The sequence below is a fragment of the Helicobacter valdiviensis genome, from assembly GCF_003245365.1.
Lineage (GTDB): Bacteria > Campylobacterota > Campylobacteria > Campylobacterales > Helicobacteraceae > Helicobacter_D > Helicobacter_D valdiviensis.
Genome location: NZ_NBIU01000018.1, coordinates 12,018 through 24,186, shown reverse-complemented (window position 1 = coordinate 24,186; position 12,169 = coordinate 12,018). Strand labels below are relative to the sequence as shown.

Genomic DNA, 12,169 nt, shown 5'->3' with positions numbered 1-12,169 from the left:
TACAAACCTATATAATCTCAAATGATACGCACCATAACCACTAAAATAAAAAATACTTAAGACTACAAATAGGTAATTGTCTGCTTGATATGCCATCTAAATCTTTAATTTTAGCTTTGCTTTTAAATTAGAAAAATTTGTAAATTTACTCCCGTAAATCACTATTTTATTATAAGATATTTTAAATACTTTTAAAAAGATTTAAAAACGCTCTAAAAAAAGCAATCCTAGACACATTAGATTATTATACTTTTGTCTTATCAAAATAATAATTTCATTCCACAATAAATTCGTTAGATATTATTACATCTTTGGAATATCTCCTCTAAAATCTTCAATGAATTGATCAATTTTCTTTTGCACTCTTATATTGTTTGTTTCTAAATCCAATATCAAATAAGCAAAAACTCCCAATATTATTAAAATTGGCAAAACAACAAACATTCTTTTTAAATACATTCTCTTAATTTTATTCCAAAATGTCTCTCCAAAATCAAGATGATAAGCTTTAGAAAAAGCAATATTTTCATCAGTATTTAAAAGAGGAGTAATTGCAGATGCAATATTCTCACATAACAAAGATATTCTTTCTTTAACATCTTTGCTCTCTGAATATTTTCCCTTATATCCTAATATCAGGCAAGCATAAATAAATTCTAAAAAATCTCTATTTTTAGCAGGATTACTCAACCAAGATAGTGCAATATCATAAAAATTGTCCCCTCCTAATGTTTCATCAAAAAGTCTCACAGTTAATGTGCTATTTGCCCATGAACTATTCATAAACAACTCATTTTTCATAATAATTTCATCCAAAAACACACACAAACAATAACGCCACTTTACTATATCTCTATCCTCATATTCCTTATAAGTGCTAAGCTTAGAACTAATAGACAAAACATCATTAATCATCTTCTCTTTAATTGCTTCTATCTTACTTGTTTCTACAATATCAATCCTAGAAAGTCTATAAGACAATAAAAGAAGCTCTAAACTAAAATCTAAAACTTTATTATTCAAAAGCCCATTAAAACCACTTTGCAACAACAAACTTGGTTGAGTATCATTTTGTTTTTGTATCTCTATTTCTTTTTCTTCCATTAAAATACCGCCCATATTTTAATATCTGGATTTTTAATATTATTGGTAATGTAGATACTTATTGTGCTTTCTCCTTTAAAACTCATAAACACATCATCTCGTTTGTCAAATCTATAATAAACATATCCACTTAAGTAAGGGATAGCACTAGGTATGTTTGAAATTTGCTCTAAATTTAAGCCCTTAAGCTGTGTTGCAACTATCTCTTTAATTCTGCTTTGCGTATGCACTTTACTTTGCGTTTTAAAATTTTGCAATAAATATTCATGATTTACATCTGCATTAACAGCCAAGTAAATCTCTCCTTCTTCTAAAATACTAGGATTATCAAACAAGAAATCATAAAAACCATTTTGAGAGTTAATAAGTTTAGCCATCGTGTATTTTGGAGAAGTAATTCTAGAAAATAATACTCTAATATTATTCATTAATGGCAAAAAAGTCTCATTAAGATTACTATGATTGTATTTAATGAAATCTAAAAATGTATCCTCATCGCCAAAAGCCCCAAGTTCCCCTTGGAATTCTATAAACTTTTCATACAAATACTCAGGATGCATTTTATCCTTATTAATCAAATGAGAAAATATTAAATACCATTTCTTCATAAGATTTAGCGAAATATAGGTGCTAAAATCCAATGTATTTTTAGTTTGATCAATTCCTTTAAAAATATCTGTCAAAATATTCTTATGCTGTTTAATAGAATAAATACTTTCTTCTAAAAAAGATTTAATCACAGGAACCTTAGCTATATTTAAACATGTAGGGATAAATTCTTCATCTAAAGCTATTTTCTTGTTTGCATCAATGCTTTTAATTCTAGCAATAGGTATTTCAAGCTCATCAGGCGTAGCACTATTTAAAATCCCTAATCTCAACCGCAAACTTGCAAGAGTTAAACTTATCTTTTCTTGAGTAAATGCGATATCGCCATTTTCTTCTTCTTCATTAACCATTCTTAAAGTTTCATTATTTTCATCATCATAATTTCTTGAAGCCATTAAACTTCTTAAAGCAATATATTTGGTATTGGGTAAATTATTTCTCAAGGCAATATCCGCAATAGTTGTAGCTCCCAAAGGAATTTTTAATGTAATAATAGAGTTTGCTAAAGTTTCATAATTTATCTCCAAAGGTTCTGGCAAAAGATCTTGATTAGGAGCTTCAAAAACACTTCCATCTTGTGCTATTCCTGCAATATTAGTCAATGCAATTTTACCTTGCATTAACATCTCTTTAGAAAACTCCATTGAGCTAATACCATACAAATTACCAAAAAGCTCTGTAGTTTTACTCTCAATCACCCTTTGAAGAAATCTCTCTTGCTGTTCAAAATGAATAGAACTCACATTTAAGCCATCATGCCAAGCAACTTTTAATTTATCTGCCATACTCTCTACCTTGAAAATAACTTTAATTTAATTTTTGCTAATTCCATCTTTTGTGATTTTGAATTCTAACTTCTTAGAACCCAACCAAAATCCAGTAGCTTCACTTGTTTTAGCCCATATTTTTGTTATCTTTTTGCCACTATTTGCAAACAATACCAAAATACCAATATAAGGAACTTCTTCATCTTCAATATTTACCGCTATTAGATTATCTTTTGGAGCAATTTGCATTTTAATAGAATCTATTTTATCCTTCCCTAAAACTCCATCTTCCCTTGTAAATAAATCAATATCACTTGCTTTTTCAAACTTTTTAATATCTTTTAATTGATAAACAATAAGGGTCAAAGGCACATCATCAAGCCTATTATTCAAATTTGAATTTTCTTGATTACTAATTTGAACATCAACCTTACTAGAACAAGCGACAAACAAACAAGCAATTACCAAAAGCAATATATTTATATATTTCACAAACTACCCCTTACTTTAGAGATTAAAAACATTGTTTTAAGTCTTATTTTATGTATAGTATATCATAATTTTTTTTTAATTTTTAATAAATACTAAAGTTTAAAATTTATGGAGAATTAATGGTGCTTTTTTCCAACAATCTATTCCAAGATTTATCCAACCTAGAAGAATTTAACCTTTTAGAAGATGAAATGTCAAAGTATAAAACTTTAAATCATGAAAAAATCAATTGGGATATTGTTTATAACAATTCTCTTGATATTTTAAAAAACACCGCATTAGATACAAAAGCTTGTCATTATTTCATTTTAGCCTGTCTCAATCTTAATAAAACCCATTGTTTTGATGAGATATCAAATTTATTAATTTTCTTAAAAGATTTTTTACAAAATAATCCACATCCACTTGAAAATAAAAATTTGAATAATTTAAAAATAAAACTTAAGAATATTATTTCAACTTTTACTCTAGAAGCCAATCGTTTGGAACTGCTTATTTTACCCAACACTTCAGAAACAATCAATCAATCACTTACAGAACTATCCAATATTATTGATTATAATTTTACACCCCTAAAGACACCACAAACTCCAACACAAACATTATCCCAACAACACACAACACACAATAAAAGCACAAGCATTTCTATCAATTCTCTTGATTTTAATAATCTAACCACTTTAGATGATAGAAAATATAGAGAACTTTATTCAAATCTTAGCCTTACTTTATTAGAAAATGATTTAAACAATCTTAATGCTTATACATTCTTTTTTGAAGCAATGTGGGGAAGGATTAAAAAACTCCCCTCTCATCAAGATAATATTACACAAATAAGATATCCTAATAACACACTTATTAATTTATTGCAAAATCCCAAAGAGACTTCTAGTGATTTTGAGCAAATCCAAAATTTCATAACAAATTTAATCTTAAACCCATTTTGGTTTGAAGGATTACAACTCTTTTGTGAACTTTTAAATAAGCAAAAAAGAGAAAATATCTATAAAATATTTAAAATTTTTGTAAGCAACTTTCTAAATAAATTTCCTGAAATCACAAAATTAAAATTTGAAAATGGAGATTTATTGTGTAGTATTTCTACATATCATTACTTCACAAAATATGATAATTTAAATTTACAACAAGATTCTCCAGAACAAAAACCCCACACAACCCCCAAGAACTTTGAAGAAGCCTTTTTGAAAATTAATAAAGAAAATTCTAATAACACTTTGTTTTCAAATATTCATTCACTCATTGAAATGGCTCAAATTTTTGAAGAAAAAGAAATGAAACAAAATGCTAATATTCTCTATTTACTTTTAAAAGAAAAGCTTGAAAATACATTTCTAAAAGATTACTTAGAGGAATATTATTTATTTATTCAAGGAAAAATTAATAATTTTTAGTTTATACTGCCAAAATTTACTTTACTTTATAAAGAGAGGGTTTAACAAATGTCAGATGGTTCCAAATCTCCAAAAGAGCGTATCAACATAACCTATAAAGCAAGAACAAATGGACAGGTTAGTGAAATAGAGCTACCTTTAAAACTTATGGTTTTATCCAATCTTACTAGCGGTGTTAGCGAACAACCCCTTGAAGAACGAGAGGTATTAAATATCAATAAACTTAACTTTAATCAAGTAATGGAAAAACTAAATATCAATACCAACTTCACTGTCAAAAATACTCTAAGCAATGATGCAGAAGAACTAGAAGTGAATCTCAAAATCTCTAGCATCAAAGATTTTTCTCCTGATAATATTGCCAAACAAGTTCCAGAGCTTAAAAAACTTTTACAGCTACGAGAAGCCCTTATGGCATTAAAAGGCCCAATGGGAAATATCCCAAATTTTAGAAAAGCAGTTTTAGAGGCACTCCAAAACAAAGAAACTAGAGAAAAACTACTTTTAGAAATCAAACAAGAAGAGGGAGAATAAAGCATGTCAAAAGAAAAAACCATAAATACCCCCATTATTGAAAGCATTATGGAGAAGAGCAAATATGCTACCAGCGATGAAAGCTATAGCATTGCTAAGCGTGGTGTGGCTGAATTTATCTCACAAATTGTAAAAAGCGATAATGTAGAAGATAAGATTAATAAATTTGCCTTAGATGAAATGATAGCCCACATAGACGATGTAATCTCTAAGCAAATGGATGAAATTTTACACAATGAAAATTTACAAAAACTAGAATCAACTTGGAGGGGCTTACATTTTTTAGTAAGTCGCACAGATTTCAATGAAAACATTAAAATTAATCTTTTAAATGTAACTAAAGAAGAAATTTTAGAAGATTTTGAAAATAATCCTGATATAACACAAAGCACAATTTATAAAAATATTTATTCTGCAGAATATGGACAATTTGGGGGAGAACCTGTTGGAGCTATTATTGGGGATTATCAAATCACAGCTGCAAGCCCTGATATAACTTTTTTAAACAAAATGTCAAGTATTGCCGCTATGAGTCATGCTCCTTTTTTAACCTCTTGTAGTCCTAAATTTTTTGGTTTAGAAGATTATTCAGAACTTGCTGGAATTCAAGATTTAAAAGGTATGCTAGAAGGTCCTCAATATACAAGATGGAGAACTTTTAGAGAGAACGAAGATGCTAAATATGCTGGATTAATGGTAACAAGATTTTTAACAAGAAGCCCTTATGATCCTATTGAAAATCCTATTAAATCTTTTAACTACAAAGAAGATGTTCATGCTTCACACAATCATCTATTATGGGGCAATTCTGCCTTTGCTTTTGCTACTAGACTTACAGAAAGCTTTGCTAATTATAGATGGTGTGGCAATATTATAGGGCCAAAAAGTGGTGGAACCGTAAAAGATTTGCCAACTTATCTTTATGAAAGTTTTGGAACTATGCAATCAAAAATCCCAACAGAAGTTTTAATTAGCGACAGAAGAGAATATGAGCTTGCAGAAGAAGGCTTCATCACACTAACACTTAGAAGAGATACAAACAATGCTGCTTTCTTCTCTGCTAATTCCGCACTAAAGCCAAAAATATTCCCAAATACTCCTGAAGGAAAAGAAGCAGAGCTAAATTACCGCTTAGGCACACAATTGCCCTATTTGTTTTTAATCTCAAGACTTGCACATTATCTTAAGGTATTGCAAAGAGAAGAAATTGGTAGCTGGAAAGAAAGAAGTGATGTTGAAAATGGGCTAAATACATGGGTTAGACAATATATTTCTGATCAAGAAAACCCGCCTGCTGAAGTAAGAAGCAGAAGACCTTTTAGAGGTGCTAAAGTTGAAGTAGAAAGTATTCCAGGCGAGGCTGGTTGGTATAAAATTGGGCTTAGTGTCCGCCCTCATTTTAAATATATGGGTGGTAACTTTGAACTTTCACTTGTTGGTAAGCTTGATAAAGAATAATGTCTTTATTAGATAAGGTTATATTCTCACTTGATAACCAATATCAAAGTGTTCCTTATTATGAAAATATTTATAAAGATATAAAAGACAATATTTGTCTTTTATTAAATGCTAAGCTAGACGATTGCCTTACTTTAAAGGATATTAATATTTCTAGCTTAGCAGAGCTTAATCTAAACTCTAGTGACTTATGCAATACAATGGCTAAAGAAATTGCCTCCATTATTGAGAAATACGAACCACGCATTCAAATAGCTTCTATAAGTTTTGACAATACATTAAGCCCTTGGCATCTTAATTTTATGTTACAATGCTTTTTGCATAATGATAAATTTCAAGAATTTAATTTAGAGATTATTTTTAAAAGCAATAGATATTGTGAGGTTATTTAATGAATAAAGATGATATTTTTTATTTCCAAAAAGAACTCACTTACCTTTATGAAACAAGGGAACTCTTTATTCAAAAATACCCGAAATTAGCCCCCTTTTTATCACACAATAGTAAAGATCCCGATGTGGAAAGAATGATTGAAAACTTAGCTATCTTAACTGCAAAAATTCATCAAGAACTCGATCAAAATATTCCCTATATCGCCCAATCACTGATTAATATTATTTCACCAAATTACACAAATGCTTTACCTTCTTTATCTATGCAAGAATTCCAAATAGATGAAAATAGCAAGGAAAAACACATCTTAATACCCAAAGGAAGCTATATAAAATCGCTTCCTGTCAATAAATGCGAATGTATCTTTAAGACTGTCTATGATGTATTTTTATATCCTTTGGAGATTGAAAATGTATTTCTTAGCAGCAAAAAACAATACCAAACCTTAAATTTAAATTTAAAAATCCACACAAATAAAGATTTTAATATTAGTGAGCTTGACCTTACACAATTAAATATTTACTTAGGAGAAGATGTTTATACTTCAAGCACCTTACTTTTATACATCCACCTTTACTTAAGAGAATTAAAAATCATTTCATTAGATACCAATGAAGAATTCAAGCTAAGCATTTATAATATTAAGCCTCTAGGACTTTTACCTAATGAAAGCACACTTTCTTATAACGAACTAGGATTTGAAGCTTTCGCGCTTTTGAGGGAGTATTTTTTTCTCCCAGAAAAATTTAATTTTATATCCATTAACGGTTTAGAAGTTTTAAAAGAATGTTTAGGCAGAAATTTCAGCATAGAATTTAAATTTGATAAGCACTTACCAAAAAATTGTATTTTAAGAAAAGAATTGTTTTCTCTTGGTGTAACACCTATTATTAATATCTTTCCAAAAAGTGCAGAACCCATAATAAACCACCACAATCAAAATGGACATAGAATTTTTATCGATAGAAACCAACCTGAAGCTTATGAGATAGTCAATGTATTACAAGTCAAAGCACACAATAGCGACACAGGCAGAAGAATGCTAAAAAGCTATGATAATTTTGAGCGTTTTGAGTTTTTAAATGAAAATAAAAACGAATTTTATTCTATTTCCAATCAAACAAATTCAAAAGGGGAAACCTTTAAAGAAATCTCATTTTTTTCCACCAACAATCAAGCAGAAACCATAACCATAGAAACATTATGCTGTAATAAAAATCTTCCCCTTTCCTTAAAATTAGGAGATATTCAAATTTGTGACTTCAAAGATGTAGTTACAAAAAATATTAAAAATCCAAGCCCTATGAGAAAATACAATACAGATGGAAACCTCTTGTGGAAGCTTGTGTCTATGCTATCTTTTAACTACCAGACTATGCTTAATAAAACCTCCTTTTTTAGTGTGCTTGAAAGTTATAGTTTTTTAGATGATAAGGAAAATATGGAAGTCTATCAGCTCTTAAAAGAAGCTATTGTAGATATACAAGGTAATAGCACTTATTTAGTAGATGAATTCATAACCAAAAAAGGAACACTTACAACTATATATCTTAAAGATTCTAAATTCTATTCTCTAGGAGAGGTTTATAAGCTAGGGCTTGTAATTTCTAATTTTCTTGCCTCCTTTGCCAGTATTAATTCTTTTTGTGAGTTAAAAATCAAATGTTTAGATTCCAAAGAAACTCTTTATTACCCAACTTCCTTTGGCAAAAAACCTATTCTATGAATACAAACTATTCTTTTTACAAACTTTTAAAAAAACTTCTAAAAGAATACGATAAAAAGGATATTTTTTTAAGAAGCAATAAAAAACTAAAACACCCCAACAAAGAAATTGAAGAAATAAAAATCAATCCCCACCAAAAAGAATTTTTAGTCCAAATAATTGTTAATTTTATGGGCTTACATGGCATTAATTCCCATTTGCCCTCCTATATGCTTGACAAACTATCACGCAATGAAGACAATAACGAGGGCTGGACATTATTTTTTGATTTTTTTAACCATTTTATTTTATGGATTTTCTTTGAAACAAATAACTTAAAGGGCTATCCAAGATCCTTTCAAGAGGACTTTAAAGACACTATCTCAAAAATTCTTTTTTCTATGCTTGGACTTACAGATACAAGCATAGCCAAAAAATATCTGCCATTCTCCCCTCTTCTACTAAGCCTTAGGCGTCCCAAATATTATATAGAAAAAGTTTTACAAAGCAATTTTAATCTTCACAATAGACTTTCAATCTTGGAAAATATCCCCCATAGAATATTAATTGCAAAATCACAACAAAACAAATTAGGCATTAAAAACCATATCATAGGGAACAACTTCATTCTTGGTAAAAAGTTCCTCTCCCATCAAAACAAAATAGCAATTCTTATCCACAATATTGAATACCAAGAAGCCATAGAATATCTCCCTAAAAAACAAAAACATATAGATTTAAAAAATAGCATTGCATTTCTTACAAACAATGAATTTTGCATAGATTTATACATAAAAATAAACTATAGCCAAAAACTACATTTTATACTAGGAGATCAAAGCACTGCAAAACTAGGCTGGGGAAAACTACTAGGTAAACCCAAAAAGAATTTTCATCTTATGAAAATTAAACTCTGTGAGTAAAAGGTATTTTTATGAATGAGGCAGATTTAAAAAAGATTGTTGCAAATCATTTTAATTTGACAGAAGAAAATATAACCCTATTAGAAGAGCAAAAATCTATTTGCATAGAAGGAGTGCAAGAACAACTTACAGATATAGAGCTATTTTTTCAACAAATAGATGGTTTAAAAAGCTCCCATGAAGCTAAATAGTCAACGAAAGCTCTTTATCTCTTTGATAATTATTATCTTAATTTACATTTCTTATTCAGCACTACAATAATCTCATTTTAATAGAGATAATAATTTGTCAGCTTGTCTATTGTGTATTGGCAACTCAAGTAACTTGCAGATCTTTAATTCAAGCTGCTTCTCTATAGAATGTGTGTTCAAATAATGCTGTATAGAGTAAGATAAAATTTTATTCGCAAAAAAACATTGCTCTTTTTCATATTTTTCTTTCAAATTGCCTAGTTGATTAAAATGCTTTTCTTTAAACCCAGACTTTATACTTGTTAAAAATATAACAATTTCTCGCGATGGCTTCTGTTTTGTTTCTATTAGTTGTTCTAAATTATCTATAATATTGTCTGTATATACTAAAAATGATATATCATTGACTATTCCAAAACTCCCACCAAAACTTATAACGCGTATAAGCCTTTCAACAAACTTTTTTGCTTTCTCATCTGATATATTTTTTTTACTATTATGTTTTAAAAACTCTTTTAAACTGTTGGTTAAAAAACTCTCAAACCCCCTATCTTCACAGATCTCAAAAATAAGCTTATTGATTCTTAACCGCATTCCAATTATCGAATCCAATATCTCTTTAACTTTTAATGTATTAAAAGAACCGGATCTATTTTTTAATATTTGGCTCAACACTTCTGATAACTTCATCCCTTTATAAATTTCATTATTATTGTTTTCTTCTATGCTATCCATATTGGCATTTTCTAACATTTCTCTCTCTGTAATTCTATTTTCTTCAATACTTTTGGCATTTAGTATTATTTTTGGTATATCTAAATTTGTTATAAAATTATGCGTTTCATCAGATAGATAACTTGCCTCTTTTACTTTATCTAAGACCAACATACATCTCAAAATAATTTCTTCGATAAGCTCCATATTCTTAGAATGATGTATTATAAACACAATAATATACATATGTATTTTTTGATGTATATTTTCACAGAAGAACTCTATATCATCATTAGATATTTTTTCAGATAAGATTTTCCCTAAAAAATAATAATATATAAACTCTTGCTCAAATTTTACCTTACCATTATCTCGATTAAAGCGCAAAATTGGATAATCTGCAGACTCTAATCTATTTAAAACCCAATCGTTAATGATAAAATTATTTTTATATTCTCTCTTAAATCTTTTATAGTGTTCTTCAGTATATTTTTCTTTACAAGAAAAAATATCATACGATAATTCAGATAAAAAATTCATGCTAGCATCCATACCATTTTCTTGTGTAATTCCATTCTTAACAAGATAATTTAAAATTAATGCATAATAGCAGTGACCATAACTTGTAATTTGCATATCATTGCTTTTACCATCAATGGCCTGTAAAATGAGTAAAATATTTGAAGGATACCGCTGCAATATATTTTGAGATGATACAATTTCATTAATTTGTTTCTCGATAATATCTACTTTATTATAAAAATCTGATTGTACATTATTGTCTTTAAGTAATAACCATTTTTTTATAATTTCTTCTTGTAACTTCCTGTCAAATGGCTCTATCTTAAATTTTTCAAAAGCACTAAAACATGCAAAATCTCTAAAAAAAGAAACATATTCTTCCTCTTCAATAGTAATTATAATCCTGATATTTTTATAAGTATCTCTAAGATAGTTATAAAAATTGTTGGATATAGAATGATGATAATCATCAACCAAAATGTATATTGCGTTGGATTGTTGCCAAGTTTCAAAACTCCCGTCATACTGTTCATGAAAAATTTTTTTTATTTCATCGCTAAAATATTTTGTCTTAGTAATGCTTATGCCTTGTATATAAAGTGGAAATACATTCTGTCGTAGTAAATATGTATAAATATATTTCAATACAGTAGTCTTTCCAGAATAAGAGGGGCTGTAGAACAAAACCTCCCTATATTTATCATTCTTTAAGATTTCTTCAATAGTATCATTTCTTTTGCCTTCATTTGATCTTATATTGGGGTGGACAAAAGTATCATCAAGAGTTATTATAGATTTATTCGGATGTAAAAAATCAATTTTTTGAAGTTTTTGACTAAATTCTTCGTTGCATTTAATTGTGCACAATGAATCTTTTATTTTTTTACGCAATTCGTCTGTTATGTATTGGTAAGCCATATCGAAACTTTCGTGCTCTGCTATTGGCTTTCCATCCTTAGGTAGTGCCTTTATATTTCCTAGCGGTGTTGTTTTCCAATCACAAGTCCTTGCAACTATAGGGACAGCTTTATTAGCTTCCATGGCTATATTCATTTCTTTTTGACAATATCCTGAAGCTAAATAATCAGGACTTAATAGCACTATAACCAAATCAGACTCTTCAAGATTTGTTATAATCTTTTCGTCTAAGTTTTCGCCACACTCAATTTGATTATCAATAAACTCTTTTATTTGATATTGCTGTATAAGTAATTTTATATGTGTCCGTAATTGACTCACAAATTTATCGTCTTTATGTGAATAGCTATAAAAAATTTTTTTAATCATTCTTGTCCTCATTATTATTTTTATCTCACCATGTGATTACCAATTTCTTAATAAAACG

The 12,169-nt window shown here is 28.7% G+C and carries 11 protein-coding genes; 7 read left to right on the top strand and 4 right to left on the bottom strand.

Going from position 1 to position 12,169, the window contains the following annotated elements:
* Positions 1-303 precede the first annotated feature (303 nt).
* The 3 genes from icmH to tssJ are packed head-to-tail and all read right to left on the bottom strand — an operon-like array spanning position 304 to position 2,972.
* Positions 304-1,104, bottom strand: coding sequence for a type IVB secretion system protein IcmH/DotU (gene icmH, locus B6S12_RS06675; protein ID WP_245892573.1), 801 nt, complete (start codon positions 1,102-1,104; stop codon positions 304-306).
* On the bottom strand, positions 1,104-2,498 hold the full coding sequence (gene tssK, locus B6S12_RS06670) for a type VI secretion system baseplate subunit TssK (RefSeq protein ID WP_111230023.1): 1,395 nt from the start codon (positions 2,496-2,498) through the stop codon (positions 1,104-1,106). The genes icmH and tssK overlap by 1 nt, the downstream gene beginning before the upstream one ends.
* Before the next feature lie 27 nt (positions 2,499-2,525).
* On the bottom strand, positions 2,526-2,972 hold the full coding sequence (gene tssJ, locus B6S12_RS06665; protein WP_181450983.1) for a type VI secretion system lipoprotein TssJ: 447 nt from the start codon (positions 2,970-2,972) through the stop codon (positions 2,526-2,528).
* A gap of 119 nt (positions 2,973-3,091) precedes the next feature.
* Between tssJ and B6S12_RS06660 the strand changes: the two genes are divergently transcribed.
* From B6S12_RS06660 to B6S12_RS06630, 7 genes are read left to right on the top strand one after another with little or no spacing between them, the layout of a single operon-like run.
* Positions 3,092-4,384, top strand: coding sequence for a type VI secretion system domain-containing protein (locus tag B6S12_RS06660; protein WP_111230022.1), 1,293 nt, complete (start codon positions 3,092-3,094; stop codon positions 4,382-4,384).
* 48 nt (positions 4,385-4,432) lie between these two features.
* The gene (gene tssB / locus B6S12_RS06655) at positions 4,433-4,918 is read left to right on the top strand and encodes a type VI secretion system contractile sheath small subunit (RefSeq protein WP_111230021.1); all 486 of its coding nucleotides are present in this window, start codon (positions 4,433-4,435) and stop codon (positions 4,916-4,918) included.
* A gap of 3 nt (positions 4,919-4,921) precedes the next feature.
* A complete protein-coding gene (tssC, locus tag B6S12_RS06650; protein WP_111230020.1) occupies positions 4,922-6,376 on the top strand; it encodes a type VI secretion system contractile sheath large subunit in 1,455 nt (484 codons plus the stop codon).
* Positions 6,376-6,768: a GPW/gp25 family protein gene (locus B6S12_RS06645; RefSeq protein WP_111230019.1), complete on the top strand. Its 393-nt coding sequence runs from the start codon at positions 6,376-6,378 to the stop codon at positions 6,766-6,768. The genes tssC and B6S12_RS06645 overlap by 1 nt, the downstream gene beginning before the upstream one ends.
* Entirely contained in the window at positions 6,768-8,495 is a 1,728-nt protein-coding gene (gene tssF, locus B6S12_RS06640) for a type VI secretion system baseplate subunit TssF (protein WP_111230018.1), read from the top strand. The genes B6S12_RS06645 and tssF overlap by 1 nt, the downstream gene beginning before the upstream one ends.
* Entirely contained in the window at positions 8,492-9,397 is a 906-nt protein-coding gene (locus B6S12_RS06635) for a type VI secretion system baseplate subunit TssG (RefSeq protein ID WP_111230017.1), read from the top strand. Before tssF ends, B6S12_RS06635 begins: the two co-directional genes overlap by 4 nt.
* 11 nt (positions 9,398-9,408) lie before the next feature.
* The gene (locus B6S12_RS06630; protein ID WP_111230016.1) at positions 9,409-9,588 is read left to right on the top strand and encodes a hypothetical protein; all 180 of its coding nucleotides are present in this window, start codon (positions 9,409-9,411) and stop codon (positions 9,586-9,588) included.
* Positions 9,589-9,660: 72 nt separating this feature from the next.
* On the opposite strand, the gene B6S12_RS06625 is transcribed toward B6S12_RS06630, so the two are convergent.
* Positions 9,661-12,111, bottom strand: a complete 2,451-nt coding sequence (locus B6S12_RS06625) for a TIR domain-containing protein (RefSeq protein ID WP_181450982.1) — start codon at positions 12,109-12,111, stop codon at positions 9,661-9,663.
* Positions 12,112-12,169: the final 58 nt, after the last annotated feature.